The organism is Pseudomonadota bacterium (genome assembly GCA_027624715.1).
Lineage (GTDB): Bacteria > Pseudomonadota > Gammaproteobacteria > Burkholderiales > Eutrophovitaceae > Eutrophovita.
In genome coordinates this window covers 189,710-216,696 of record JAQBTV010000002.1, presented here as the reverse complement: position 1 = coordinate 216,696, position 26,987 = coordinate 189,710, and the positions used below count along the sequence as shown (strand labels likewise).

Below are 26,987 nucleotides of genomic sequence, written 5' to 3'. Positions count from 1 at the left end.
TAGATCTATTCTTTTTTTTCCTCGAAAGCCACAAGAAAAGGTTCAATCGAAGCCCTTCTAGATTCCATTTGTAATTTTATTTCTCGCGTAATGTCCTCCATGTATCGAAATATTGCACCCTGCATCGGTATGGCCAGCATTTTCCAATATTTGGGCCCAACACAAAACTCACTGTCTGGGCTACAAGCTATAAATGTGTATGCCTCCTTCTGCCCAGCTTTCCACGTAACCATTTCGTCAGGCATTCGTTTACGTGCTTCTTTTTGTAAAGCCTCCAGCTCATTGCGGGTCTCTTCGAGACGATAATCCCATCGGTCAGTAAAGGTATAATAAAAGAGTGTTGTCTCACCGAGGTACCATTCCATTAGCTGCCTTTGTATCACCCCGCCTTCGGTCTTAAAATGTTCTGCGATTGATGATGCCTGCTCGCCGGTGAAGTTATTAGCCGTGTACTCAGTCCAAATATCAGTAAGCCAACCTCCAGAACTGAATTTATTCAGAAGTACTTCGTCACCAATTAAGATTAGATAGTCTACGGCCTGTTGGAATTCAATCTTATCCTCCCACCATTCTTCCCCCAGACCGCGCTCCCTACCCCAGGTTAAAACGTATGTTTTAGCTGCCTTAACAACCTGCTGGCGAACCATAAGCTCGCCACCCCTCAAAATTAAGGTCTGATCATGTGCGCCCACGACCGCTTGGACTGACCTTTCTTTGAGTATTCTCTTTTCCGCATCAGAGCCTAGAACTTCAGAAGAATCTTGGGCGAACGCCAAGAACCCAAACATTAAAAGTTGAATCAGTACAAAGCTTAAAACTATATTTTTTTGTATCACCATCTACCCCCTATACTCAATGACTAGCAAATAAGCCAAAAGATTTAATTATTCTTTAGAACCACAATTCATCTAGACTTTACTTTTAATTCGAATATCCAAATAATCCATTAGGATAAACGAAAAAAACTCAGAGCAAACAAGCAATGAAATCTAAAGATCAAATTGCTCATGATAAACATTGCTCCGTGTACGTGTTTACAATTAAAACTGTATTCAAAAAATAAAGGTAATCGTTATGGAACGTATTTATTCAACACAATATGGTGAGGTGCCACTGCCCAAAGGAATTGTATCCCGTAAGATTAAAAACAATAACGGCCTCGAGATGCATATATTGGAATCTCGGCCGGACGAGAAGGGAAGACCGCTAATCATACTCGCTCATGGCTTTCCAGAATTAGCCTATAGCTGGAGGCATATCCTTCCAGAAATCGCGTCACTTGGCTACGTGGTAGTTGCACCAGACCAACGAGGTTTTGGTCGAACAACAGGATGGAGCAATCAATATGATAATTCGATAGAGCCCTTTAACCTAGTTAACTTAGCTCGAGATATCGTTGGATTAGTAAAGGCTCTTGGATACAGCGAAGTTAAAGCGATTATCGGTCATGATGCGGGCTCTTATGTCGCCGGAGTCTGCGCGCTAATCCGCCCCGATTTATTCAAAGCTTGTGTGATGATGAGTGCTCCGTTCACTGGCGCACCTCCTATGATTGAGGAAACAAACTCAGTTCTAGCACACCCCACCATTCATGATTTAGAAGACAAATTGCGCGCACTTAAAGAACCAAGAAAACACTATAAAGTCTATTTTTCTGCACCGTCCTCAAATGACGATCTGATGAATGCACCCCAAGGACTACATCAATTTCTAAGAGCTTACTATCATCACAAGAGTGCTGCATGGATTTATAACCAACCATTCAAACTATCGTCATGGGATGCCGAAATAATCGCACAAATGCCGACTTACTACATCATGCATAGAGACCAAACAATGCCCGAGACAGTAGCCTCTCACATGCCAGACGAAAATCAGATTCGTGCATGTCAATGGCTACCTGACGAAGAACTTGCTGTGTATGTTTCAGAATACACAAGAACTACGTTTCAAGGCGGGCTGCAGTGGTATCGGTGTGCGATTGAGGGGATCAATCAATCCGCGCTATCTCTTTTCTCCGGACAACGCATCCGAGTCCCATCCTTATTTCTGTCGGGAAAAAATGACTGGGGTATTTATCAAACGCCTGGCGCCATAGAACATATGCATCATCAGGTGTGCACATCAATGAAAGATGTTGTCCTCGTCGATAATGCTGGCCATTGGGTACAACAAGAACAAAGTCAGGCTGTCATAGGTAATCTTACACATTTCCTCCGGAGTCTTTAACCATGCCTTTTGTCCAATACAACGTGTCCATGGAAGAGGCTCACGCCCACCTCTTCAACGTCACGTGTCAAATTAACGCGCCTAGTCCTGAGAAGCAGATCATATCGCTACCGGCGTGGATTCCTGGCTCCTATCTCATCAGAGATTTTTCTAAAAATATTATCCGCATAAAGGTTTTTTGCGCCGATGCAGAAATCCCTATACAAAAAATCGATAAAGATTCTTGGTCGATCCCGACTAACGGCGAACCGATTACTATTTTTTATCAGGTCTATGCGCGAGATCGTTCGGTTCGAACAGCGTATCTTGATCAATTTAGAGGTTTTATTAATGGTACAAGCTTATTCCTTCAAATACATGGCTTAGAGCATACGCAGCACAAAGTAGACATCTCCAGACCGAGTTGGTTGCCCACACACAAAAAATGGAGCGTGTCGACCGCCATGATACCCAACCGAATCGATAGGCTTGGGTTTGGACGATATGTAAACGAATCCTATGAATCCTTAATAGATCATCCTCTTGAAATTGGAGAATCGATTAAGTCGTCTTTCTTCGTTAAAAACGTTCCCCATAACGTCGTAATTACAGGTAATCCTCGTGCAAATATTCGACGCATATGCCAAGACCTAAAGTTAATTGTGGAGACACAAGTTGAATTTTGGGGTGCTATACCCGTAGATAGATATACATTTCTAATCAATGCAGTCAATGATGACTACGGAGGCCTTGAGCACTCCCACTCAACAGCGCTAATATGCTCAAAGACAGACTTGCCAACTGACTCAGATTCACCGATTGCTGATGGCTATCTGAAATTCCTAGGTTTATGCTCACATGAGTACTTCCACTTATGGAACATCAAGCGACTAAAACCTGCAGTATTTTCACCTTACGATCTCACTAAAGAAAACTACACTGAGCTCTTATGGGCATTTGAAGGCATCACCTCTTATTATGACGACCTCATGCTCTACAGAGCAGGACTGGTAGATGAGAGGCGTTATCTGAGCTTACTCGCTAAGACAATAACCGCTGTTAAAAAAACTAATGGCAGATCAAAGCAGACTTTAGCGGAATCAAGCTTTTATGCTTGGACCAAATTCTACAAACAAGATGAAAACGGAATTAACTCTATTGTCAGCTACTACAGCAAAGGGAGTCTAGCCGCCCTATGTCTTGATCTGCATCTGCGTAAAAAAACTGACGGACGGACCTCATTAGATACTGTGATGAGAGCGCTTTGGAATACTTATGGCAAGAAAAATAAAGGAGTTCCAGAAAATGGAATCGAAACGACAGCTGCGCTTGTTTCAGGGCTAGATCTACGCGATTTTTTTCATCGTATTATTCGATCAACTAGGGAGTTACCGATTAAACCATTACTAAATAGTGTCGGCGTCCAATTAACATTCACCACGCCCAATGGGCCTTCAGACAGCGGGGACGCGGTGAATACTTCAGTTGATAAAAACCGACAAGCGATAAAGCATGACTTAGGCTTCACCCATAGCAACACTGCTGACGGCTTGCGCATAAAACAAGTTTTTGACAACGGAGCAGCACAACATGCTGGAATTGCTCCAGGAGATGTCATTATGGCGATAAACCGGCAAAGACCCTCGATAAATAATATGCAACAAATTATCGATCTAGAGAAAAAAAATTCGGTAATTCCAATTCATGTGTTTAGAGATGATGTGCTTCACACCGTACAGTTTCCCTTACTGTCAGCGCCAAAAAACATTGCTTACTTATATCTCGACCCATTAAAAAATAAGCTACTTCATAATTGGTTGAATCGAAAAGTAAAATCACGTTAAATGCGTTTTAATAACATAGAGATACCCTGCCCCACACCAATACACATTGTCACAAGCGCGTACTTTGCACTAGTTAAAGACAATTCGGTAGCCGCTGTAAGCGCTAGTCTTGCACCGCTCATCCCCAACGGATGTCCAAGCGCAATTGCCCCCCCATTGGGATTTACCCTAGAATCTCCATCCTGAATATCTAAACCGCGAGTTACAGCAAGCGCTTGAGCAGCAAATGCTTCATTTAATTCAATAATCCCAATTTCATCAATAGAGATTTTCTCTCTCTTTAAAAGCTTTTGTGTCGCGGGTAACGGGCCAATACCCATAATCCGAGGCTCAACACCTGCTGTCGCAAAACCGACAACACGCGCCAATGGAGATAGATTGTTCTCTCTCATAGCAAGCTCGCTGGCGAGGACCAACGCGCAAGCTCCATCATTGACTCCTGATGCATTCCCTGCGGTAACTGTTCCTTTTGCGGTGACTATTGGCGAAAGTTTGGAAAGCTTTTCAAGCGTAGTTTGTCGAGGATGTTCATCTTCAAAGACAATAATGGGTTCGCCCTTTCTTTGGGGCAACGATACCGGTACAATTTCCGCCTGCAATCTGCCGGAAATCAGGGCTTTTGCAGCTTTTTCCTGAGAACTCAAAGCAAATTTATCTTGATCTGCACGGTTAACGTTGAATTGGCTCGCCACATTCTCTGCGGTTTCAGGCATGCTGTCGATCCCGTACAATTCGCGCATAATTGGATTGACGAAACGCCAACCAATGGTCGTATCGAATACTTGATTTGCTCTAGAAAAAGCGACCTCTGCTTTCGGCATCACAAAAGGAGCTCTAGACATACTCTCAACCCCACCCGATACAATTAAATTTTGTTCTCCCGCCTTGATTGATCGAGCAGCGATGGACACCGCATCAAGTCCAGAACCACATAGCCGGTTGATCGTGCTGCCTGGAACATGACTAGGCAATCCGGACAAGAGTGTAGCCATTCTGGCCACATTTCTATTGTCTTCACCTGCTTGGTTTACACAACCGAACACAACATCATCAAGCCGATCCCAATCAACCCCAGACAGTGTCTCCTTAAGGTGACGGAGAGGGATCGCTGCGAGATCATCAGTTCGCACAGATGAGAGTACGCCACCATATCGACCAATTGGAGTCCGTACACCAGCACAAATGAACACTTCAGCCATAAGATAAATCCAGATTTCTTATTAATTTCGATAATTTAGTTCAGTGTATACAAACATCATCGTATTGGTCACTGATTGAATCACTCCCTAATTCTTAATCCAACCTTTTTTACAACACCTAGACTATCAACTTCTTTAACAACTAGTTCTAAAGGACCAAAGAAAACTCGATCACCAACAACACATTGATTTCTGAAACGTATTCGCATGAATTGTGACAGCGTCATATTTTTAGTTGAACTAGGCACCTCTCCACCATACATATCTGCGACATCATCAATGAGCGCATCACCGTTCAAAGTAAAGTCCCCAAAATAACGAGCTTGCTCCAACTCGGCCACCTCATCAGTTGGCAATAACATTTGATTCACGAGTGACACCTTGTTCTGTGACGAAATCACATATAATAGATCACCTGATTCGATTACGTGTTCATCAATACCTTGGACTGATTCATCAACACGAAACGCCGCAATAAATCGAATGCCATCTGGCACAAGAAGACTGTCGATACGACGTTTAGTAACAGGACTATTCTCGGCTATCTTATAGCCGAGAATTGTTAAGTCGGAGCTACCCGGAACTTCTATGCTTTCTGCATAATACGGCGCATTCTCAATAGGCAACTTCAACTTAAGCCATTGAGCAAAGGGAGCCACTGTCCAGCCCTGAAGAATCAGCGAAAAAAGTACCGACACAAACGCAACGTTAAAGTACAGTTCAGCATCAGCCAATCCACCCAGAACCGGAAACGTTGCGAGCACAATAGGAACTGCTCCACGTAATCCCACCCAGCTGATAAACAATTTCTCTTTAGCCGCAAATCGAAACGGAGACAAACTTACCAACACAGCAATAGGTCTGGCAACGAACACTAAGAGTAGCGCAACACCCACACCCACATCCCAATACTTAGTCAACGTGGTTGGAGTCACCAACAAACCAAGCATCAAAAATAACGATATCTGAGCAAGCCATGCGAGACCATCATGCACTTTTCTAATATTATTCGCAGCGTGCGCTTCAGTATTACCCACAATAAGGCCTGCGATATAAATCGCCAAAAATCCACTCGCACCCATCATAGTGACCAAACCAAACAAAGTGAGTCCTCCAGCCGCAGCAAGCAAAGGATAGAGGCCCGCGGTTAGAGTTACTCGACTTATGGTTCTCGATAAAACCTGCCCGCCAAGCCACCCCAAGATCGCCCCAACCCCAAAATGATAGAAAAATTCCGGAATGATTGACGCTACAACGATATCCTGACCTTGTCGCACTCCCTCAACGAACATCAGGGTCAAAAACACTGCCATTGGATCATTGCAGCCCGATTCAATTTCGAGTGTGGTCCCAACTCTCTTCTTTAGTTGCAGCCCTTTTGCATGCAGCATAGAAAACACCGCAGCGGCATCAGTAGAACCAACAATCGCGCCGATGAGAAAGGACTGACCCCATGAAAAATTGAACAGCCAATGCAAGCCTGCTGCGACAATAGCCGTAGTAAGCAACACCCCCAGCGTTGCTAGGGACAAGGCTGGTTTTAATCCAACTTTTGAACTCTCTGCCCGAGCTCGCATACCACCATCAAAAAGAATGATTGCGAGCGCTACGGATCCAACGGCATAAGCAGCCTCAAAACTTTCAAACCTAATACCGCCGATCCCTTCTCGCCCGGCCAACATGCCGACCCCGAGGAATACCAATAATAAAGGCGCTCCTGCCCGCGACGCGACGCCCGTAGCCAAAATACTAATTAGAAATAGTATTGCGCCAGCAAAAATTGCATTATTGGTAAATTCCATCTAATAACTTAAAGTAAATCACCCTCAAAAATTTATCGTTGAAAAGTGCGTTAAAACAGATTAAAAACTATTTAAATCATAGCTTAGAGACGTCAAATAAGCTGAAAGCACATCATAGGCTAGTCTAGAGTTCCAAACATTACGCTAAGAGGCTTACTCAACGTAACCATACTCTTTAAATGATGACTCAGATTATCTTTTGAAAGTTAATCTGGAATTTTGCTATAAGAATTAGCTATAATTTTACTGATACGAAAGAAGTTTTTATATAGCGAAACTGAACTTTTCTCCATTTTTTTAAATAAAATGAACATTAGGGTCGAGCCCGCATCATGAACACTTTCGGCACTTACGATTATGTCATTATTGGCGCAGGATCCGCCGGGTGTGTTTTAGCCAACCGCTTGAGCGCCGACACATCTAAATCAGTTCTTCTGATTGAGGCTGGCTCTAGAGATAACTATTTCTGGATTCCCATTCCTATTGGTTACTTATTCACGATTAATAATCCACGCACTGATTGGATGTATAAAACCACCAAGGAGAAAGGACTGAACGATCGATCAATAGGATATGCTAGAGGCAAGGTGCTGGGTGGCTGCACATCGATTAATGCAATGATTTATATGAGAGGACAACGGTCCGACTACGATCGATGGGTTGAGGCTGGAAATCCTAACTGGGGTTGGGATAATGTACTTCCCTACTTTAAGGGTATGGAAGATTACGTGCATGGCGCGAACGCATTTCACGGCTCTGGGGGCGAACTTCCGGTTCAAGAACGACGCGTTAGTTGGGAAATTCTCGATGCCTGGCGAGATGCTGCTGAAGAAAAAGGAATACCAAAAATTACAGAATTTAATACTGGGGACAACTTTGGGAGCGCTTATTTCCAAGTCAACCAAAGAAATGGAACCCGGTGGAATGCAATAAGATGCTTTATTAATCCAATCAAACATCGTAAAAACCTCACGATTCTAACTGACGCGCATGTAGAGAAATTATTATTTAACGAATCTGATCAAGAAACCCCTAAAGCTAGCGGTGTAAAAATTCGAGTGCTCGGCGATATGTATGGCGTAATTGAGGCTAAACGTGAAGTAATCTTATCCGCCGGCGCCATTGGTAGCCCACAAATTCTTGAATTATCAGGCGTAGGTAAATCAACACATATTGAGAAATTCGGCATCAAACTCGTTAAAGACATACCTGGCGTTGGTGAAAACTTACAAGACCATCTCCAAGTAAGGATTCAGTATAAAGTGAGCAATACCATCACTCTCAATGACCGTTATAAAACAATATTTGGAAAAATAATGATGGGGCTAGAGTACATGTTTTTTAAATCTGGTCCGATGACTATGCCGCCATCTCAGCTCGGTGCATTTGCGAAGAGTGATCCCAGCCAGTCTTCGGCCAACATCGAATGGCATGTCCAGCCCCTATCTTTAGATAAGTTTGGTGAACCGCTCCACCGCCACTCCGCGGTGACACCTTCTGTGTGCAATTTGAGGCCTACGAGCCGAGGGACAGTCCATATATCTGATTCCAACCCTTACACACACCCGGAAATTAGCCCAAACTATTTGTCCACGCCAGAAGATCAAAAAGTAGTGATTGATTCAGTAAGATTCACTCGACATATTATGTCTGCTAATGCGCTCAAACATTTTAGTCCTGAAGAGTTGTTGCCAGGCCTTCGTATAGTGACAGATCAGGAAATATTAAAGGCTGCCGGCGACCTAGGAACGACAATCTTCCACCCCGTTGGAACATGTAAAATGGGTAACGACTCGTCTAGTGTTGTTGACTCTGAACTCAAAGTTCATGGGATAAGGAACCTACGGGTCGTGGATGCATCTGTGATGCCCGCGATTACATCAGGGAATACCAATGCACCGACCATGATGATCGCCGAACGTGCAGCAGAATTTATTATTAGCGATAACCGCTAGAATCTATAGCATTAAATGTGGCTCAACCTTTCGCGAAACGCAGCATTAGGCCATTGGTAAACTGACGAATTCTTTTAGCGTTCTGACCAAAATCATTTTTTCCAACACGTGACTTTGATCTCACGTCAATCCTCATACTACCTCTCTCATCTTCAACGATCCGAACCACGACATCATCTTTGAAGCCGTATAAGAAGGTTGTCGCCGTCGCTTCTATTCGACCAGAATCAGCTTCCGAGCTCACAATTTCTAGTCCCATTTTCATTAAAACATCTACCGCTTCTAACCGAACATTTTCGGCTTGAGCATCCACAACTAACGTTTTAAGCTCTGGATAAGCTTTTTTTTGCTGCTCTGCGACCTCCAGTCCGTCGTAGTCAGTGGAATGATGCTCTGCATTTCTCAAACTACGCACGACCACAAAGTCAGGCGGATTTAACGTATCTGTTGTAATGTCATGGATATATGGATGCGCATCAAGCATCCTCTTCCAGCTGTAGGGTACATAGACCATCACAAGGCAAATGATGAGCCCTAAAAATCCAACGAAAGAATCCATGCGTGTCTTACTTTGAATGAAGAACATACCAGCCAATAAAATTATCAGCACTGCTCCCGATAAAAAAGCAGACCATGTTAGGATTTTAAATCCAGTCCTAAAGTGCCATAGTCCTAAACGATAGCCTAGGCCCGAACTCAAAGCAGCAAAAGCACACAAAAGTGCCAAAACAAAACCAATGTACATGATTCTCCTTCGATTTACTTGTCTACTCTGCAGATGATTGCTGAACATTTTCACCTCTCAGGAAAATTAAAGATGCACTACAAACTACAGTCATTCGAACAAGCGTAGCAACTTATTGATCGTAAACATTTACAATAAAACACGGTCCATTGATATTACTTCAAAAAGCAGTCAACAAACATCCATTATCTAGCGGCATATAAATAATGTATTTTTAAACCTCAATTATGAACCTTCGCTACATCGTACTCGCTTCTGCTGCTTTTTTATCTGGGGCTAACCTAAGAGTCTTCGACTCGCTTTTACCGAACATTGCTGCAGAATTCGATACGTCTCACGCTACGGCAGCCGCAGTGGTCGCCGCCTTTACGCTCGCCTACGGATTATTTCAAATCATTTATGGGCCCATTGGTGATCGTCATGGTCGCTTGAAAACGGTATCTGTAGCGACCGCAATCGTCGCTATTGGTTCTTTAGGGTCTGCCTTCGCCCAAGATCTAGAGTGGTTAACTGCCTTACGCTTCTTAACTGGCATTGGGGCCGCGGGAATCATACCCGTCTCACTTGCTTGGATTGGAGACCAAACAAGTTATGAAAACCGTCAAGCCAGCCTTGGAAATTTCATCAGTTTCATATTGTTAGGACAAATCTTAGGACCGTCGCTTGGTGGTGCCCTAGCAGAAATTTCATCTTGGAGAACCATTTTTTATTTCTTTTCTATCGCCTTTTTCATCGTGACGTTAACACTGTTTGCAGTTGACCAAAAATATCAGTCGTCATGCGCACCCAAGAAACCTGCAGTACCGGAGAATCACCATTTTAAAAATTACTTAAATATACTCAAAAACCCTTGGTGCCAAACTGTGTTAGTTATGGTGCATCTCGAAGGTGCATTATTTTATGGTAGCTTTGCGTTTGTTGGGGTATGGATAAAAACGGAGTTAAACCTCGACTATATGACAATTGGGCTGCTACTTTCTGGTTTTGGTCTTGGCGGAGTGTTGTACACGATTTCCATAAGGAGGTTACAGACCATTATAGGAGAAGTTGGATTTGTAATGACTGGGGGTTCAGTATTATTCCTATTTTTTATCGGCTTACCGTTCATGCACTCTATAGTCCTCATCGAAATCTGGTGCATTTTCGGCGGGTTTGGTTTTTATATATTGCACAACACGCTACAAACAAAAGCAACGGAGATGTATCCTCAAGCTAGGGGCACTGCAATCTCAATCTTTGCTATGAGTCTATTTGGTGGACAAGCACTTGGCACAATCGTTTTCGGAATCTTAGCCACAATATATGGTTATCCCATCAGCTTTATAAGCGTCGGGGTTTGTATGCTGATATTAGGTCTCCTCTTTGCCAAGAAACTTAAAATTAATTTACGACCTATCTAGAACCTGGAGATTAATTAATCTACCGAGCACCTTTTCAAAAAACTGTCTAATTCAATTACGTCGCCTCCACAATCCGCATGTCACGCACAGCCGCGTCACCCATAACATCAAGCGCCTCTTTATACGCTTGACTATCATGCGTCGCGACAGCTTGCTCAACACTATCAAACTCAATCATCACAACACGTTCCTCTTTCCCAGCCTCGTACACCTTAGCTGGCATACCACGAGCCATAAAACGTCCTCCTCCAATCTCAATAGCTGGTCTTGCTAACTTCGAGTACCTTGCCATTGCTTCTGGGTCATTGATTGAATGGTAAAACGCAATCCAATAAGCTTTTGCCATCTCTTCATCCTTTTTTTAAAATTTGATTTGGTCTATATTTTTTTTAATTTTAAACTAAATCATTAACCGACTGCAGTGAAACTCGTCCAAACCTAGCATGTCGATAATCTGTCACAACCAATTGAGCGGCACGCTCAAAATCAACATTACCACCTTTCGATCGCATACCACGCTGCCTTCCGATTAATTCAATAAACGCGACCGCATCAATCCCTTCGAGTTGGATTTTATATCGATCTGATATTGCTTCAGGATATCGTTCAAGCATTTTTTGTACTAAAAAAATGGCAGCATCTTCTATGTTATACGCATTAACGCCAATTGCATTATTGACCGCCAGAAGAAGGCCAGTCTCAACAGTATCAACCTTTGGCCACATAACCCCTGGACTATCATAAATAATTAATTGATCACTCACCTCATATCGAGTGATCATTTTCGTGACTGCAGGTTCATCGGCAGCCTTTGCTTTCGCCTGACCTAGCAGACCATTTAAGATCGTTGATTTACCAACATTAGGCACACCCGTGACAATCAACCTCAGGGGCTTAATCGCATCAGTGCGATGAGGCGCTAACTTCTGACACTGCTGAATAATCTTACGTGCCTCTTGTTTGGACTTCCCGAATATAGGAAGCGCACTTGCCAAAGATGTTTGATCCAAGAAATAACGGACCCATTGCTCAGTTATTTGTTCATCGGCTAGATCTGCCTTATTTAGAACCTTTAGTGCGGGACGCTGCCTTTCCTTACGCAATTCCTCAAAAAGTGGATTAGCACTAGCCGCCGGCATACGGGCGTCAAGAACCTCCACGACGACATCAACTGAAGCCAGTGCTTTGCTTAAGTCTCGCTTCGCCTGCGCCATATGGCCAGGGAACCAGTTTATGAGCGCCACAATTTAGAGAAATTTAATTAAGATTTAGCTAGGGAGATTCTGCGACAAAAATAAACGTACATTAATCTTCGTCAGCATCATCACTCGTTGCTGCTTTAGATTTTGCTCCTGGCTTCCTGCCTGGCGCTCTTGGGGGTACGTGGGCTGATAGCCGATAGCTCATGCCTTCTATTTTCTTATCACCACTAAAACGAGTCATATGGCAACATATCACTGCCCCTGCCGCTAATAGCTCAGATAACTGCTTTTCGAGCTGCGCCTTAGGGATCTTCAAGGCTTTTGAAATGTCAGCATCAAGCTGTTCACCTTGGATTCTTAAATACTTAAGAATATTTTCACTCATGCATTTACCATCCAAAATTACATCAATAATCGGCAGATTAAGTTTGAGTTTGCGCTAATCAGGCGCGTTATTTAAATTATAGCTCACATTAATGCCAGTGATTTACCCTGCCATTACACAATTCATCTTAAACCAAAAAAAGCCCCATATTTATATACGAATCCGATCGCCGTTAGGAATCCACTCGATCTATTTTTATTTTTCCAGCCTCCGGGTTTGTAAAAGAGCATAACCAACCCGTAACCGTTGACCCGCTATATTCGGGTGGTAGCCCCTTAACAATATCATCCATATCTTCTTCTGCTTTGGCATTACATGCCTCCAGCGTCTTAACATTTGGATTAAACGACAGGTAACTGATCTCCTGCCCTTTTTTATCCTTGAGCATTATCTGAAGGAATATGCCCGCCTCTTCCGTAGTCGCTTCGCCACAACTTACCAGTAAAAACATAGAAAGTATAGATAGGCTCAATCTGCAAATTCTAATCATTTCCCAACCTCCTTCTTTTAAAACAAAACGTTACTACTTTATCAAGACTCAGAGATTACCTATAGATTACTTATAAATGACTTAAAGTAGAGCAAGACAATCTCGAAAATATTTGGAAGCCTCAAGATGCCCATCCATGCGACACTGACCTCACCTCCGGCTCGTATTCTGCTCTTTTTTAAAAACAAAGTCTGCGCTTACGACACCAGTTGGAACAACGAGAATTCCCCGATCTGGAAGCATCGTTACTGAAGAAACTACCCTACCAATATCGGTTTAAGGAAAAATATCTATAAATCCAAAGGTAGTCATACTGACATTTGTTGGCTTCTTTTCTTAAGGATAGCGATTGCCTCAGACATCGTTCGCTCGATCAGCTCTTTGCATGAAGGAATATCGTTAATTAATCCAACAACCATTCCGCAAGACCAAACGCCCGCTTCCATGTCCCCGCCAAGCATCACCTTAGGATAGACACCAGCAACCTCATCTAGAACATCATCGATTTTAATGTTCTCTCCTAGGGTGCGTTCTTTCTCAAGAAGTTTTTGCGCAGCATTATTATTCAGCACACGCTCAGTATTACGTAAAGGTCTCATAACAAGCCTGGTATCCAGTTCGGTCGCCCGAAGCAAAGCCTCCTTCACATTTGAATGGCAAGGTGCTTCCTGAGTTGCCATGAAACGGGTACCCATATTGATTGCGTCCGCACCTAATGCCAAAGCAGCAACCAACGAACGCCCGTCCGCCATACCACCGGAGGCAACGATCGGAATCTCGAGTTCATCAGCTGCTCTTGGTAGAAGTATAAAGTTGGGCACATCATCTTCTCCAGGATGGCCGCCACACTCAAAACCATCGACCGAAACCGCATCACAACCAATAGATTGGGCCTTTAGCGAGTGTCTCACGGAGGTACATTTATGGATCACTTTAATCCCAGCTTTTTTTAACGCAGGCATGACCTGCTCAGGATTACGCCCAGCAGTCTCAACGACCTTAACACCCTCTTCTATGATGACCTTTACGTATGCGGGATAGTCTGGAGCTGTCAATGAAGGAAGGAACGTGAGATTGACTGCAAAAGGTTTATCCGTGAGTAATTTACACTTTCGGATTTCATTACGTAAATCCTCAGCCGATTTCATAGTCAAGCCAGTAATCGTACCGAGCCCTCCAGCATTAGAAACCGCAGCAGCTAATCCGGCAAACCCAACATAGTGCATACCACCTTGGATAATGGGGTAATCGATGCCTAAAAGCTCAGTAATTCGTGTCCTCATTTCTAGCTACCCTTCAACTCAGAAAATTATCAAAAATATTGTTCAAATTAAAAACTTTGTATATATTTGTCTATACATTGAATCCAAACAAGGCTAATTCTGAATGTCAGCATACCTCATCGCGGAAATTACCGTTTTAGACCCAGAAGGGTACGAAGAATATAGGGCGGCAGTGGGCGCCTCTCTTGCAAAATATGGTGCTAAATTTCTCGTTCGTGGCGGGAAGATAGAGAATATAGAAGGGGACTGGATACCACAAAGACTTATTATGACTGAGTTTCCTGATATGGAGACTATTCACCAATGGTATGCATCTAAAGAGTATCAAGCAGCAAAAAAATTACGAAAAGACACAGCCGTCTTCAACATGGTCGCAATGACAGGCGTGTAGCGCCATCCAGCAAGACGCCAAAAGCTTAGATCTGCCCTCATACCAAGCTAAGTCAACCGTTTATAATCCTATGAGGACCTTTTAATTTTCTCGGTAGCACTCGACCCATACGGGCACGCCTAAGGTAATGGTGTTCAAACTTTTCACCAGTTAACAAAATAGTATCTTCCTTTTGCGTCCTAGGTGACTGGCCTATGATCTTCACTAGTCTCTTATTTTGTAGGCCGATTGCGGACAGCTTATCGTCATCATCTAACCCCATCACAATCACGCCTCGCCCCTTGGAGAGAAACTTAATTTCCTCAGAAGAGAATATTAACAACTTGCCCTTTTCAGACACCGCAACCACCAAGCGATCCGTTTCGGAGTTAAAGAATTGTGGTGTTATGGGTGTTTCATTTTTCGGCATTGACATAAAATCTCGACCCGCACGCCGATTAGAAACCATAAGACCTAGCTTCGCAAAAAACCCATACCCACCCGTCGTTGCAACAAATACGTTTGATTCTGCAGTACCCGCAAGACAATGCATCACTTGAGCGCCATCCTGCAGATCCAAGAGGGAGGAAGCGGGCACGCCGTCCCCCCTACCTGACGGAAGTATATTGGCATCAATGCTGTACGCCCTACCTCTCGAATCTATAAATACAACGGGATCAACCGATCGGGATTGCATGATCGATGAGAGTCCATCTCCTTCCTTAAAACTTAAGCTGCTAGGCTCAACATCCCAACCCTGCCGCACTCGAATCCAGCCTTTTTTGGAGAATACTATGGTGATCGGATCATCTGAGGCCTTAACTTCAAGCACAGATTTCTCGGATACTTCTATGACGGTGCGCCGTTTATCACCAAACTGTTTGGTATCAGATTCAATCTCCTCGATAATCAACTGCTCAAGATGATTCTTATTCTTTAAAATAGCCTTGAAAGATTTTTGCTCCTTTGTTAGGTTTTTGAGCTCCTGCTCTACTTTAATATGCTCGAGTTTGGCTAACTGTCTTAACCTCATATCCAAAGTATCATCTGCTTGACGGTCCGATAAATTAAATTCTGACATTAAATCCTGTTTAGGCTGTTCGGAATTCCTGATAATTTTTATAACCTGATCAACATTGAGAAGGATCAATAATCTTCCCTCTAGAATGTGTATACGGTCTTCAACTTTCTCTAAACGGTACCGTGTACGTTTCGTTACAGTTGCCCGCCGAAACTCAATCCAATCCGTTAATATCTCAAGAAGATTCTTTCCAGATGGACGACCATCCAAGCCAACATTGACAAGGTTAATAGGAGCATTTGTTTCTAAACTCGTTCGTGCAAGTAATGTATTAATGAACTCATCTTCACCGATTTTCGATGTCTTAGGCTCAAAGACCATACGAACTGGATTATTACGATCCGACTCATCGCGCATTCGATCTAAAACCGACAACATTGCTTGCTTTTCTTTTTGCTGCGTTACTGTAATTGACTTCTTCCCAGCCTGCGGCTGCGGATTCGTTATCGCATCGATTTCCTCTTGAATTTTTCGAGATGAAACACCAGGAGGCAGCTCTGTAACTACCAACTGCCATTGACCTCTTGCTAATTTCTCCACAACCCATCTCGCTCGGACTCGAACAGCACCTCGACCCGTAGCGTAAACTTCCTCAATATCCGATGGGCTGGTAATAATTTGAGCCCCTCCCGGAAAATCTGGACCCTTTATATGACGCATGACCTGCTTAATTGTCATGTCAGGCTTCTTGATGAGGGACACAACCGCCAAAGATACTTCCACGAGATTATGACTTGGCACTTCCGTTGCCATACCTACGGCAATACCACTTGCGCCATTGAGCAACAAAACAGGCAAACGAGCGGGCAGTAAACAAGGCTCATTGACACTGCCGTCATAGTTAGGAATAAAATCAACTGTTCCTTGATCTAACTCAATGAGTAACACCTCGGCAAATTTCGTGAGTCTAGCCTCTGTATATCTCATTGCCGCAGCATCATCACCATCTCTAGACCCGAAGTTTCCCTCGCCATCAACTAAAGGGTAACGAAGTGTAAAATTCTGGGCAATTCTAACTAAAGCATCGTAGACCGATGAATCACCGTGAGGGTGGAACTTACCTAAGACATCACCGACTACACGGGCTGATTTTTTTCTAGGATTCCCGGCAATTGCATTCATCTCCCACATTGCGTACAAAATTCTTGACTGAACCGGTTTCTGCCCATCGGCAAGCCGTGGCAGGGCTCGATCTTTGACCGTAGCTATGGCGTACTGCAAATATTGAGTTGACGCGTATCTACCTAATGGAATGACATCGGAAAAATTAATGCGCCCTAAAGGGGCAAAATAATCAGGAAGCACATCCGTAGCTTTTCTCAAAGAAACAGCATTAGATTTCTTCATCTGTTTTTCTTCTACTTTACTCATTTCAAATAACTCTTTCTGTTGACTCATATTTTTCTTTTATTACAACTACGCGTCTTATCTATCATTTCAAACTAAAAGTAAATTTAAGCAATTCATCACTACCATCGGACAAACTGAATACCCACTCTCCCGCTGGAGCCTCTTTCTTTGACCGAGCGTTATACCCAACACATCCAAATGCCGTTCCATTCTCGACTTTAAATTTACGAGGTACGTTATATCCCGTATTAGGCCACCCCTCGTCACTCAATATCTCAGGGTGAACCAATGATTGCGTGAGCATATACTTATCGTCATCAAAAAAATTTACGAAGGCCTCGAAACAGAAACCAAATCTAACAACCTGACCCGCAGGAACGACTTTTGATTTTCTGATGAGTTTCTGATTGTCATCATAAATACCATACTCAGAGATCTTGACTCCTTGTGCTGCAACCCCATTAGCGAAAAGAAAACACATTAACACCGCTACGGACTGAAAAAACAATAAAAATTTACTCATGAAAAATCAGCCTCCACTAAGTTACCAAAAGCCTCCATCCAATTTCGGCGTTGACCCGCATTCTCGCGCGCCATCATCATTCCAAATATATCTAATGACTCTTCCATAACATCCTCAAAAGTCACTTGTAGGGTTCGTCTGGTATCTGGATTAAGCGTTGTATCCCATAGTTGATCTGGGCTCATTTCACCTAACCCCTTAAATCGACTCACCGACCACCCTTCGCGTTTGACACCTTCATCAAGCAATTTTTCTTCTAATATTTTGAGCTCATACTCGTCCAGAACATATAACTTGCGCGCCGGGTTATTCTTTCCTTGAGAAGAGACATCAACTCGGAAGAGTGGTGGCTGAGCAATATGAATATGACCTCTTTGGATTAACTTTGGGAAATGTCTGAAAAATAACGTGAGGAGTAGAACCTGAATGTGCGCACCGTCAACATCCGCATCTGCAAGAATATTGATTCTGTTATAACGCAAATTAGTTAAATCTATTGGGTCATCCAAAGTGTGGTGATCCACGCCTATGGCAAGCGCGATCGCCTCGATTTCTTTGTTTGAATAAAGCGAGCTTGGCGCATCTTGCCACGTGTTTTTAGGCTTCCCTTTCAAGGGCAGGATTGCTTGAAATTCTTTATCTCTCGCCCCTTTTGCTGAGCCACCTGCGGAATCGCCCTCTACGATGAAAAGTTCATTGCGAGTAGGATCTTCTGAGGCGCAATCCGTTAGCTTTCCAGGCAACACCGCTATTCCAGATGTTTTCCTTCGTTCTGTTTTTTGTGCTGCACGGGTTCGCTGCACCGCTTGCCGCAAGACTAACTCAGCAATACGCTTGCCCTCATCAACATGTTGATTCAACCACAACTCAATAGGATCTCTTATCATTTGCGACGCGAGCTTAAACGCATCGCGCGAAATAAGTTCATTTTTCACTTGACCTTTAAACTGTGGGTCGAGAATTTTGCACGCTAAAACAAAATTAGCTCTCGACCAAACATCATCAGGTACAACCTTTAACCCTCTTTGCCCCATTGCGTGATGGTCGATAAAACTCCTAATCGCCTGATACACACCATCCCTAAGCCCAGATACATGTGTACCTCCTTGGCGCGTAAAAATCATATTCACGTAGGATTCATTAATAATCTCTCCCTCCGTTGTCCAGGATATTGCCCACTGAGCGCCCTCACCCTCCGCAAATAAATTAGACTCAGATGGAGTCGTAACATAACGCTCACCAAAAAAAGTACTCGCCACAGCATCCTGACCGAAAATGGCCTCGGCAAAATAACCTTCTATACCTTTAGGGAAATGCCAGCTCTGCGTATCGAATGTACCATTCTTCTCAACGCCTAGAGAAAAACGGACGCCGGGCAATAGCATCGCTTTGGCTCTGAGCAATGCGGTAAGCTCGACAACATCAAATTTCACACTATCAAAATACTTTGCATCTGGCCAAAATCTAATACGTGTCCCCGTTTTATTACTCTTCACCTCTTTTAATTTTTTAAGAGGCACCTGAACTTTGCCGTTAGGGCCAAACGTAATTTGATGCACGACGCCATCTCGCGTTACTTCTGCCTCTAATTTTGTCGAAAGTGCATTACTGACGCATACACCAACCCCGTGAAGACCACCTGCGATCCGATAAACTGACTCAGAATCGGTTTTACGAAATTTGCCACCTGAATGCAGCGTCGTAAAAATAACCTGAATTGCGGGAATTTTTTTGGTCTTGTGGATGTCCACAGGAATTCCTCGGCCATCATCTATAACCTCAGCAGAACCATCATCATAAAGTTTAATCTCTGCACTCTTTGCGTATCCCGCTAGACCTTCATCTGAGGCATTATCAATGATCTCCACTAATGCATGATTTGGGTTGATCGGATCAGTGTACATACCAGGTCGATGCAAAATAGGAGATAAATCCTCGAGAATTTCGATGTCGTCAGCAGTATATTTAGTGGCTCTTTTATTCATACAAAATTTTACCGTTCACGGATTTTTTAAGCGTCTACTCTTTGATTTAACGGGACTGCAACATGCATTGCAGATCACAACTCAAAACTTTGAACGCCGCCAGTTTAACTAAGTTCCAAGACTGCGCAATTAGCAAGCTATTAATCCGCCTCGACAACGACAGCGGGCTTCGACCTCAACCTCGGCACAGGTCGCAGTGGTATCAGCGGATGCAACAATGGAATCTTTAGAAACTCCTTTTTCATAAAATCAACAAAAAGTTTCACCTTCCTCGGAATCAGGCGGTTGGAAGGATAAACAGCAGAAATCTTAATAGGGTCAGGAGCATACTCATTCAAAATTGGAACCACGGTTCCGCCCTCAATCTGTTCTTTAACCAGTAATGACGGCACTAACGCGATACCAACTCCGTTCAATACTGCATCACGAATAGCGTACCCACTATTTGCCCTGAAATTACCTCCTACTTTTATTGAAAGCAAACCATTAACATCACGCAATGGCCAAACACTAGAAAAAAGATGTGTATAAGTTATGCAGTTGTGATTTTTTAGATCATTAGGCACCTGTGGCGTTCCATGTTTTGATAAGTAAGACGGCGACGCCACACAAACCCGCGCACTACTGCCAACATGACGGGCAATTAACTGAGAATCTTCAAGCTCTCCAAACCGTATCGCAACGTCAAAGCCCTCTTGCACCAGGTCGGAGTAACGATCATCGTATGAAAGATCGACACCATATTCAGCAACCTGGCTCCGGAATGCCAACAAGAGTGGGAGCATATAGATTTGCCCAAACGCAACCGGACTACTGATTCGCAACGTGCCAGTCGGTTTATCTACTAAGCCAAACACCTCAGTTTCCAGCTCATTAACATCATCTATGATCCGCTGACAACGCTCAAAATACTCTTTTCCAGCCTCAGTCAATGAAATTTTACGCGTTGTTCGGTTGAGCAAACGGACACCAAGACCCTGTTCGAGCATATTCATATGTTTACTGACAGAGGGCTGGAGCATTTCCAACTCTCTCGCCACAGCAGAAAAACTGCCCGTCTCCACAATACGAACAAAGAGGTTCATCAATCTGAATCTATCCACAATTAACCTTATTTACTTATAAATTAGAATGAATATCCGTTAATTATATGTATTTGTCAATTTAATAGAATATATTAAGCACGAAGTGCTATTAATGCGTTGCAACAAATATAATATCGTCTCATCTCTTCTTCTGAATCTCCTACTAATGCAAGAACTTTTATATAAGCGCCTATGACTAATAGCTTTTTCTTGTGCTGCAATATTATAGTTTCAGTCAAGTGACAAAGGTTAGAAAAAGATATTAAACATTATTTATGTATATTTATGAATATATCATATTCAATTTAGCAGTATTGTTAAATTTTTAGAATGAAACTACCATATGCCTCATAATAGTTATCAAGCAATGTTTTACGCTTCCTAAGTTTGGTTTCTCTTCAAATTACCTCCCTCTAAAGAGAAATTCCCTTAGCCCCCATCTCCTGGGGGCTTTTTTTTCTTTAATCAAGCGGGCATTAATGAACAATTTTTGCTGTATTCTTAGCAGGCTTGCATCAGATTTTGAATTAAACGCGTTGGAGGAATAGTGACATGGCTCTAAGTCGGGTTATATCAATCTTTTTTGGCGGTTTATTCATACACGTCGCGTCGGCGCTTGCGCTCACGGATACAGAGATCATTACGCAACTGAGAACCTCAGAAAACAGCACCGGTAACATTGCGGATGCAGTGGAAACTGTTACAGGACATCGCGGCTGGATGAGTGCGGATATGAAACCTCTATTCGACGTCAAGATCGTGGGAAAGGCAGCCACCGTACTTATGACACGAATAGAACCCGGTGATAATGTTTACAGCGAAGTTCCGCCCTATCATTTGCAAATTCTAGATTCTGCGGAGCCCGGGAGCATATTAGTCTACGTCATGGAAGAAGGGCTTGATATTGCTGCAATTGGGAATTTGATGGCAACAACTGCACAAATTAGAGGGCTAGAAGGTATCGTCATTGATGGCGCTACGAGAGACATTACAGCCATTAAAGAAATCCAATTCCCAGTCTTTACTAGGAGGATAAGTCCCGCCACCTCTGTTGGACGCATGGTCCCTGTTGCTAAACAAATTGCAGTGATGTGCGGAGGAGTTTTGGTAAACCCAGGAGATTTTATAGTGGGCGACCCTGATGGCGTAATTGTCATTCCCCACGAGGTAGCCGAAGACGTCCTCAAACTACTCACTGAGTACAATCAAAAAGAATCTAAAATGATGCCTATTATTAAGCGCGAAAAATCCATTTTAAAAGCAATTGAGATCTATAACCGCTACTGATTACTAAACTCGATATGGCAGAAATATTTAACTCAACCTCAATAATAAAAAATCGCATTGCCGCCCTAACAGAAGAACATCGCGATCTTGACGAGGCAGTTACGGCACTTAGCGCATCCTACGCACTCAACGAATTACAAATACATAGACTAAAGAAACGCAAACTGTTACTAAGAGATCAGATCACCCAACTTCAAAAAGCGCAGATCCCAGACATACTGGCGTAAAAAAACCACCCACAAAGAGGCGGTTTTTTTACACTAGTTAATTGTTATTAGTCAAAATTATCGGTGACAGCACCTTTTGAAGCGGTCGATACCAGGTAGGCATACTTCGCAAGTAATCCACGCTTAAATCTAGGCTCAGGCTGCTTCCAATTAGCTCGACGTTTCGCCAATTCTTCATCAGACACATTCACCTCAATCAATAATTTACGCGCATCGATCGTTATCTCATCACCTTCTTCGACTAAAGCGATCGTACCGCCCACAAACGCCTCAGGCGCAACATGTCCTACTACCATCCCCCAAGTGGCTCCTGAGAATCGCCCATCCGTCAAAAGTCCGACGGACTCACCTAGTCCCGCACCGATCAATGCGGAAGTAGGTGCGAGCATCTCTTGCATCCCTGGACCCCCTTTTGGCCCTTCATAGCGAATAACAACCACATCTCCAGCTTTAATCTTACCACCCATGATAGCTCCCATGGTCTGCTTCTCGGAATCAAAGACTCGAGCAGGCCCTGTAATCACAGGGTTCTTAAGGCCTGTGATTTTCGCAACACACCCCTCAGTGGCTAAATTCCCCTTGAGAATAGCCAAATGGCCCTGCTTGTATAGAGGCTTATCAAATGGTCTTATTACATCCTGGTCAGGAGACGGTTTACTTGGAATATGCTCCAATTCCTCTGCGATGGTTCGACCCGTGATCGTCATGCAATCTCCATGGAGCAGTCCATTGACCAGAAGCATTTTCAGCACCTGAGGCACACCACCTGCTCTATGCAGATCAACACCAACATATTTTCCCGATGGTTTGAGGTCACAAAAAACAGGAGTTTTTTGACGAATACGCTCAAAATCGTCGATCGTCCACTCAACATCGGCCGCTGAAGCAATCGCTAAATAATGTAGAACAGCGTTTGTGGAGCCACCCGTTGCCATAATCAAGGACACAACGTTCTCAATCGACTTTTTCGTAATGATATCCCTTGGACGAATATTATTTTTAATAGCGTTAGCCAATACTCGACCAGACTCTCCTGCTGAATCTGCCTTTTCAGGATCAACTGCAGCCATAACCGAGGAACCCATCAAGCTCATACCCAGAGCCTCGAAAGAAGACGACATGGTGTTAGCAGTAAACATACCACCACATGCTCCAAACGTCGGACATGCATTTTTTTCTATGCCAACGAAATCTTCTTTAGATATTTTCCCTGCGCTATAAGCACCGACAGCCTCATAGGCACTCGCGATAGTTAAGTCCTCGCCTTTCCAATTACCCGGCTTGATGGTCCCTCCATACACATAAATAGCGGGAACATTCATTCTTGCGATTGCCATCATACCAGCAGGCATATTTTTATCACAGGCGCCTACGACCAAAACGCCATCCATCATTTGCCCATTGACTGAAGTCTCAATGGCATCTGCGATAACCTCTCGAGATACTAACGAATATTTCATTCCGTCGGTTCCCATACCAATACCGTCAGTAACGGTCGGGACCCCGAAGACTTGAGGCATACCACCGGCTTCCCGAATAGCATCCATCGCACGATCAACCAAAGGTTGAATACCCGCATTACACGGATTCATGTTTGAGTGTCCATTCGCAACGCCAATAATTGGCTTTTGGAAATCATCATCTCCGAAATCCACCGCTCTTAACATTGCGCGATTTGGGGCTCGAACATCGCCACCTGTGATCAATTTACTGCGCCAGTTATCAGCCATTTTTATGCTCCCCTACATATTTAAAATTAATAAACATCCAGAACCTTAGTGTAATGAACTTAAAGCACTAATAGACTTTCATTGGCCACACACTTAGCACACTAAGATTAATCTTACTATTTTTAAAATCTCTCGAAGTTGTAGCTAATGAACAAATTATCCATCCTCCAAAAATAATGGTCCAATATATTATTTATATAGTTTTAATATATAATATATATTAATGGAGCTTAGACATCTTAGATACTTTGTTATGGTAGCTAGCGAACTACACTTTGGTCGTGCGGCATCCAAGTTAAACATTTCCCAACCTCCGCTGTCGATGCAAATCCGCGACCTGGAACGAGAGGTTGGAGTGGAGCTTCTCTATCGCACTAAAAGAAGCGTATCACTCACGCAAGCAGGGAGCGCCTTCCTTGAAGAAGCCAAAGATATAATCTCTCGCGTCAATCGAGCTAAAACCTCAGCACAGCAAGCTGGTCGAGGCGAAACCGGCAATCTCACAATAGGCTTCATAAGTGTCGCCGACTACAATGTACTGCCCCATGTTCTTCGTGAATTCCAAAAAAAATACCCATCTGTATCTTTAGGCTTACGAGAAGCGACCACTGATACTCAACTTACAGATCTGGCTAGCGGGGTAATCGATATTGGATTTATTTTATCCCCAGTAAACATTGAAGGCATCACATCATTCCTAATCGCTAAGGAGAGACTAATTGCTGTATTACCATCCAATCATCCTCAGGCAAAAACGAGAAGCGCCATCTCTATTAAATCATTAGCATCCTCCCCTTTCATCATGACTCCAAGACAACACGCCCCAGGACTGTATGACGGCATCATAAGATTCTGTGAAAAATTCGAGGTTCGACCTCGCATCGCTCAAGAGGCGATCCAGATGCAAACAATTGTCAGTTTAGTATCGGCGGAGATGGGGGTTTCTCTAATACCTGAATCGATACAGAATCTCCGGCGAAAGGGTGTTGTCTATAAAGCTATTAAAGAAGTTACTCCCATAATTGAGATTCATCTAGCCTGGAAGGAATCGAACCAACTACCAAGTCTTAATAGATTTTTAGAGGTCACCAGAAATTCCATGAAAACATACGTAAAAGGCTGAAACATGCTCACTCAAACACTAAATGGCGAAAAGGAGACCGTATCATTTGGTGAGGAAATCGCCAAAAGTCTAAGGCCAGGTGTATTTATTGCCCTTAGAGGAACCTTGGGAGCTGGAAAAACCTGCCTTTGTCGAGGAATTCTTAGGGGATTCGGGCATACGGGTCGGGTTAAAAGCCCAACGTACCCGCTCGTGGAAATTTACAACTTAGAGTCCTCAACAATCTATCACTTTGACTTTTATCGAATCACAAATCCAATGGAAATCATTGAGGCGGGTTTTAGAGAGGTATTTACAGATTCAAACATATGTCTTGTCGAGTGGTTGGAAAATGCCGGAAGCGTTCTGCGTGTCCCAGATATTATGATATCAATTATCTTTAACTCAGACTCCAGAAATATTTCTGTAACCACAGCAAGCGAGCTTGGGAAACAGTGCTTAAAGGGCCTACTGTAATGCGTCATACGTTAATTCAACTACTGACATCAGTCTTAATATGCAACACCCTGATTAGCTCCGCACTGTCAGCAGACGAATCAGGAAATTACGTTGAGTCTACGAACTATCAAATTATAAAAAATCAAACTTCCATTGAGATCAAATTCTCCCAGAGAATTAATTATAAGCATAATCAAATTCAAAATCCGTATCGCATCTATTACGACATAGCGGTCAAGAGCATTGACAAAAAACTAATTGCTCTCATTGAGAGTATCAACAAACAGTCAGGACTTGTAATAAAAGCTGTTATTGCAAAAAATAACCCTAATGTTGTGCGTATCGTTTTCGAATTCACGCAAGGTACGCATACCCGCGTTATCGGAACTAATGAAAGTATTACATTAATCGCCTCAAAAAATGAATTACAAAGCGAACCACAATTTGAATCACAAAGTGAAATCTCCGAATCTATTGATAACTCCTATCAAGCCGGAGCCCTACCAAATAAAAATAAAAATAAAATAATTGAAGTGGAGAAGTATTTAATTGCCATTGACCCAGGTCATGGTGGTAAAGATCCAGGCGCAGTCGGCCGTGCAGGAACAACAGAAAAGAGTGTAAATCTATCCATCGCCAATAAATTGAAAAAACTTATTGATAAAGAAGAAATCATGAAAGCGGTATTAACTCGAGATAAGGACGTCTACGTCAATCTTTCTCAGCGAATCAAAAAAATAAGAAAACATCAACCACCAACTATCTTTATCTCCATTCATGCCGATGCCGCATTAAACAGAAAGGCCAATGGGTCCTCAGTGTTTATACTTCCTCGCAAAGATGAAGTCGCAAGCTCGCGTTACGCTGAGCTTATCGCAGAGAGAGAGAATGAGATGGATCTTTTGTATGATCCACATATCAACAGTCGGGACAAAAATATCAAAGATTTGATATTAAATCTGGGACAAAGAGAAAATTTTTCAATGAGTGAGCGACTTGGTACGAGCGTACTTCAACGTATCGGAAAAGTGAACAATCTACATAAAAAGAAGGTTGAAAAAGCTAATTTTGCTGTGCTGAAATCGATCGATGTGTGTTCAATCCTTGTCGAAACTGCATTTTTAAGCAACAGCGAAGAAGAGAAGCAACTCAATACGGATGAGTATCAAGACCGTTTGGCCTTAGCTATCCTACTAGGTATTAAAGATTTTTTAGAAAATACAAAGCCGGGCGAACTAGGCTTCAAAATATCAAACACTAAAAATCCATAAAAAA

24 protein-coding genes are annotated in these 26,987 nt (G+C 43.1%); 10 read left to right on the top strand and 14 right to left on the bottom strand.

Annotated elements, in window-relative coordinates; genetic code table 11:
- Positions 1 to 5: 5 nt before the first annotated feature.
- Complete coding sequence (locus tag O3A65_02545; protein MDA1331342.1) at positions 6 to 839, bottom strand: hypothetical protein; 834 nt, start codon at positions 837 to 839, stop codon at positions 6 to 8.
- Between the two features lie 235 nt (positions 840 to 1,074).
- Here O3A65_02545 and O3A65_02540 point away from each other — a divergent pair, with 235 nt between their 5' ends.
- Entirely contained in the window at positions 1,075 to 2,229 is a 1,155-nt protein-coding gene (locus O3A65_02540; protein MDA1331341.1) for an alpha/beta hydrolase, read from the top strand.
- Positions 2,230 to 2,231: 2 nt separating this feature from the next.
- Positions 2,232 to 4,052, top strand: coding sequence for a PDZ domain-containing protein (locus O3A65_02535; GenBank protein ID MDA1331340.1), 1,821 nt, complete (start codon positions 2,232 to 2,234; stop codon positions 4,050 to 4,052).
- Here the strand turns inward: O3A65_02535 and pcaF are convergent.
- Both pcaF and O3A65_02525 read right to left on the bottom strand, forming a co-directional pair.
- The gene (gene pcaF, locus O3A65_02530) at positions 4,049 to 5,251 is read right to left on the bottom strand and encodes a 3-oxoadipyl-CoA thiolase (protein MDA1331339.1); all 1,203 of its coding nucleotides are present in this window, start codon (positions 5,249 to 5,251) and stop codon (positions 4,049 to 4,051) included. The genes O3A65_02535 and pcaF overlap by 4 nt on opposite strands.
- Before the next feature lie 80 nt (positions 5,252 to 5,331).
- Entirely contained in the window at positions 5,332 to 7,053 is a 1,722-nt protein-coding gene (locus O3A65_02525; protein ID MDA1331338.1) for a potassium/proton antiporter, read from the bottom strand.
- A gap of 332 nt (positions 7,054 to 7,385) precedes the next feature.
- Between O3A65_02525 and O3A65_02520 the strand changes: the two genes are divergently transcribed.
- Positions 7,386 to 9,008, top strand: coding sequence for a GMC family oxidoreductase N-terminal domain-containing protein (locus O3A65_02520; protein ID MDA1331337.1), 1,623 nt, complete (start codon positions 7,386 to 7,388; stop codon positions 9,006 to 9,008).
- Positions 9,009 to 9,030: 22 nt separating this feature from the next.
- Here the strand turns inward: O3A65_02520 and O3A65_02515 are convergent, their stop codons facing one another.
- Entirely contained in the window at positions 9,031 to 9,753 is a 723-nt protein-coding gene (locus O3A65_02515) for a DUF1499 domain-containing protein (protein MDA1331336.1), read from the bottom strand.
- A 227-nt stretch (positions 9,754 to 9,980) separates the two neighbouring features.
- Between O3A65_02515 and O3A65_02510 the strand changes: the two genes are divergently transcribed.
- On the top strand, positions 9,981 to 11,153 hold the full coding sequence (locus tag O3A65_02510) for an MFS transporter (protein MDA1331335.1): 1,173 nt from the start codon (positions 9,981 to 9,983) through the stop codon (positions 11,151 to 11,153).
- A 55-nt stretch (positions 11,154 to 11,208) separates the two neighbouring features.
- On the opposite strand, the gene O3A65_02505 is transcribed toward O3A65_02510, so the two are convergent.
- The 5 genes from O3A65_02505 to O3A65_02485 form a co-directional block, all read right to left on the bottom strand.
- On the bottom strand, positions 11,209 to 11,499 hold the full coding sequence (locus O3A65_02505) for a DUF1330 domain-containing protein (GenBank protein ID MDA1331334.1): 291 nt from the start codon (positions 11,497 to 11,499) through the stop codon (positions 11,209 to 11,211).
- Between the two features lie 49 nt (positions 11,500 to 11,548).
- A complete protein-coding gene (gene ylqF, locus O3A65_02500; protein MDA1331333.1) occupies positions 11,549 to 12,397 on the bottom strand; it encodes a ribosome biogenesis GTPase YlqF in 849 nt (282 codons plus the stop codon).
- A gap of 61 nt (positions 12,398 to 12,458) precedes the next feature.
- Entirely contained in the window at positions 12,459 to 12,740 is a 282-nt protein-coding gene (locus O3A65_02495) for an ArsR family transcriptional regulator (protein MDA1331332.1), read from the bottom strand.
- Between the two features lie 172 nt (positions 12,741 to 12,912).
- Complete coding sequence (locus tag O3A65_02490) at positions 12,913 to 13,230, bottom strand: hypothetical protein (GenBank protein ID MDA1331331.1); 318 nt, start codon at positions 13,228 to 13,230, stop codon at positions 12,913 to 12,915.
- A 308-nt stretch (positions 13,231 to 13,538) separates the two neighbouring features.
- Positions 13,539 to 14,513 carry a nitronate monooxygenase family protein gene (locus tag O3A65_02485; GenBank protein ID MDA1331330.1) on the bottom strand — a complete coding sequence of 325 codons (975 nt, stop codon included), beginning with the start codon at positions 14,511 to 14,513 and terminating at the stop codon, positions 13,539 to 13,541.
- 103 nt (positions 14,514 to 14,616) lie between these two features.
- Between O3A65_02485 and O3A65_02480 the strand changes: the two genes are divergently transcribed.
- Entirely contained in the window at positions 14,617 to 14,904 is a 288-nt protein-coding gene (locus O3A65_02480; GenBank protein ID MDA1331329.1) for a DUF1330 domain-containing protein, read from the top strand.
- A gap of 52 nt (positions 14,905 to 14,956) precedes the next feature.
- On the opposite strand, the gene parC is transcribed toward O3A65_02480, so the two are convergent.
- The 4 genes from parC to O3A65_02460 all read right to left on the bottom strand — a co-directional run bounded on the left by parC (position 14,957) and on the right by O3A65_02460 (position 20,925).
- Positions 14,957 to 17,335 carry a DNA topoisomerase IV subunit A gene (gene parC, locus O3A65_02475; GenBank protein ID MDA1331328.1) on the bottom strand — a complete coding sequence of 793 codons (2,379 nt, stop codon included), beginning with the start codon at positions 17,333 to 17,335 and terminating at the stop codon, positions 14,957 to 14,959.
- Between the two features lie 61 nt (positions 17,336 to 17,396).
- The gene (locus O3A65_02470) at positions 17,397 to 17,837 is read right to left on the bottom strand and encodes a DUF3859 domain-containing protein (protein ID MDA1331327.1); all 441 of its coding nucleotides are present in this window, start codon (positions 17,835 to 17,837) and stop codon (positions 17,397 to 17,399) included.
- Positions 17,834 to 19,822: a DNA topoisomerase IV subunit B gene (locus O3A65_02465; GenBank protein MDA1331326.1), complete on the bottom strand. Its 1,989-nt coding sequence runs from the start codon at positions 19,820 to 19,822 to the stop codon at positions 17,834 to 17,836. The genes O3A65_02470 and O3A65_02465 overlap by 4 nt, the downstream gene beginning before the upstream one ends.
- 140 nt (positions 19,823 to 19,962) lie before the next feature.
- On the bottom strand, positions 19,963 to 20,925 hold the full coding sequence (locus O3A65_02460; protein MDA1331325.1) for a LysR family transcriptional regulator: 963 nt from the start codon (positions 20,923 to 20,925) through the stop codon (positions 19,963 to 19,965).
- A 534-nt stretch (positions 20,926 to 21,459) separates the two neighbouring features.
- On the opposite strand from O3A65_02460, the gene O3A65_02455 reads away from it, so the two are divergent.
- Positions 21,460 to 22,194, top strand: coding sequence for an RraA family protein (locus O3A65_02455; protein ID MDA1331324.1), 735 nt, complete (start codon positions 21,460 to 21,462; stop codon positions 22,192 to 22,194).
- Between the two features lie 14 nt (positions 22,195 to 22,208).
- Entirely contained in the window at positions 22,209 to 22,421 is a 213-nt protein-coding gene (locus O3A65_02450) for a DUF465 domain-containing protein (protein ID MDA1331323.1), read from the top strand.
- Between the two features lie 47 nt (positions 22,422 to 22,468).
- Here the strand turns inward: O3A65_02450 and ilvD are convergent, their stop codons facing one another.
- Complete coding sequence (ilvD, locus tag O3A65_02445) at positions 22,469 to 24,151, bottom strand: dihydroxy-acid dehydratase (protein MDA1331322.1); 1,683 nt, start codon at positions 24,149 to 24,151, stop codon at positions 22,469 to 22,471.
- 223 nt (positions 24,152 to 24,374) lie between these two features.
- Between ilvD and O3A65_02440 the strand changes: the two genes are divergently transcribed.
- From O3A65_02440 to O3A65_02430, 3 genes are read left to right on the top strand one after another with little or no spacing between them, the layout of a single operon-like run.
- Positions 24,375 to 25,274 carry a LysR family transcriptional regulator gene (locus O3A65_02440; GenBank protein MDA1331321.1) on the top strand — a complete coding sequence of 300 codons (900 nt, stop codon included), beginning with the start codon at positions 24,375 to 24,377 and terminating at the stop codon, positions 25,272 to 25,274.
- 3 nt (positions 25,275 to 25,277) lie between these two features.
- On the top strand, positions 25,278 to 25,730 hold the full coding sequence (gene tsaE / locus O3A65_02435; GenBank protein ID MDA1331320.1) for a tRNA (adenosine(37)-N6)-threonylcarbamoyltransferase complex ATPase subunit type 1 TsaE: 453 nt from the start codon (positions 25,278 to 25,280) through the stop codon (positions 25,728 to 25,730).
- Positions 25,730 to 26,983, top strand: coding sequence for an N-acetylmuramoyl-L-alanine amidase (locus O3A65_02430; protein MDA1331319.1), 1,254 nt, complete (start codon positions 25,730 to 25,732; stop codon positions 26,981 to 26,983). The genes tsaE and O3A65_02430 overlap by 1 nt, the downstream gene beginning before the upstream one ends.
- Positions 26,984 to 26,987 lie beyond the last annotated feature (4 nt).

Bases quoted from the DNA above. Each gene is read 5' to 3' on its own strand.
- O3A65_02545 (MDA1331342.1), bottom strand. From the start codon at position 839: ATGGTGATACAAAAAAATATAGTTTTAAGCTTTGTACTGATTCAACTT.
- O3A65_02540 (MDA1331341.1), top strand. From the start codon at position 1,075: ATGGAACGTATTTATTCAACACAATATGGTGAGGTGCCACTGCCCAAA.
- O3A65_02535 (MDA1331340.1), top strand. From the start codon at position 2,232: ATGCCTTTTGTCCAATACAACGTGTCCATGGAAGAGGCTCACGCCCAC.
- pcaF (MDA1331339.1), bottom strand. From the start codon at position 5,251: ATGGCTGAAGTGTTCATTTGTGCTGGTGTACGGACTCCAATTGGTCGA.
- O3A65_02525 (MDA1331338.1), bottom strand. From the start codon at position 7,053: ATGGAATTTACCAATAATGCAATTTTTGCTGGCGCAATACTATTTCTA.
- O3A65_02520 (MDA1331337.1), top strand. From the start codon at position 7,386: ATGAACACTTTCGGCACTTACGATTATGTCATTATTGGCGCAGGATCC.
- O3A65_02515 (MDA1331336.1), bottom strand. From the start codon at position 9,753: ATGTACATTGGTTTTGTTTTGGCACTTTTGTGTGCTTTTGCTGCTTTG.
- O3A65_02510 (MDA1331335.1), top strand. From the start codon at position 9,981: ATGAACCTTCGCTACATCGTACTCGCTTCTGCTGCTTTTTTATCTGGG.
- O3A65_02505 (MDA1331334.1), bottom strand. From the start codon at position 11,499: ATGGCAAAAGCTTATTGGATTGCGTTTTACCATTCAATCAATGACCCA.
- O3A65_02495 (MDA1331332.1), bottom strand. From the start codon at position 12,740: ATGAGTGAAAATATTCTTAAGTATTTAAGAATCCAAGGTGAACAGCTT.
- O3A65_02490 (MDA1331331.1), bottom strand. From the start codon at position 13,230: ATGATTAGAATTTGCAGATTGAGCCTATCTATACTTTCTATGTTTTTA.
- O3A65_02485 (MDA1331330.1), bottom strand. From the start codon at position 14,513: ATGAGGACACGAATTACTGAGCTTTTAGGCATCGATTACCCCATTATC.
- O3A65_02480 (MDA1331329.1), top strand. From the start codon at position 14,617: ATGTCAGCATACCTCATCGCGGAAATTACCGTTTTAGACCCAGAAGGG.
- parC (MDA1331328.1), bottom strand. From the start codon at position 17,335: ATGAGTAAAGTAGAAGAAAAACAGATGAAGAAATCTAATGCTGTTTCT.
- O3A65_02470 (MDA1331327.1), bottom strand. From the start codon at position 17,837: ATGAGTAAATTTTTATTGTTTTTTCAGTCCGTAGCGGTGTTAATGTGT.
- O3A65_02465 (MDA1331326.1), bottom strand. From the start codon at position 19,822: ATGAATAAAAGAGCCACTAAATATACTGCTGACGACATCGAAATTCTC.
- O3A65_02455 (MDA1331324.1), top strand. From the start codon at position 21,460: ATGGCTCTAAGTCGGGTTATATCAATCTTTTTTGGCGGTTTATTCATA.
- O3A65_02450 (MDA1331323.1), top strand. From the start codon at position 22,209: ATGGCAGAAATATTTAACTCAACCTCAATAATAAAAAATCGCATTGCC.
- ilvD (MDA1331322.1), bottom strand. From the start codon at position 24,151: ATGGCTGATAACTGGCGCAGTAAATTGATCACAGGTGGCGATGTTCGA.
- O3A65_02440 (MDA1331321.1), top strand. From the start codon at position 24,375: ATGGAGCTTAGACATCTTAGATACTTTGTTATGGTAGCTAGCGAACTA.
- tsaE (MDA1331320.1), top strand. From the start codon at position 25,278: ATGCTCACTCAAACACTAAATGGCGAAAAGGAGACCGTATCATTTGGT.
- O3A65_02430 (MDA1331319.1), top strand. From the start codon at position 25,730: ATGCGTCATACGTTAATTCAACTACTGACATCAGTCTTAATATGCAAC.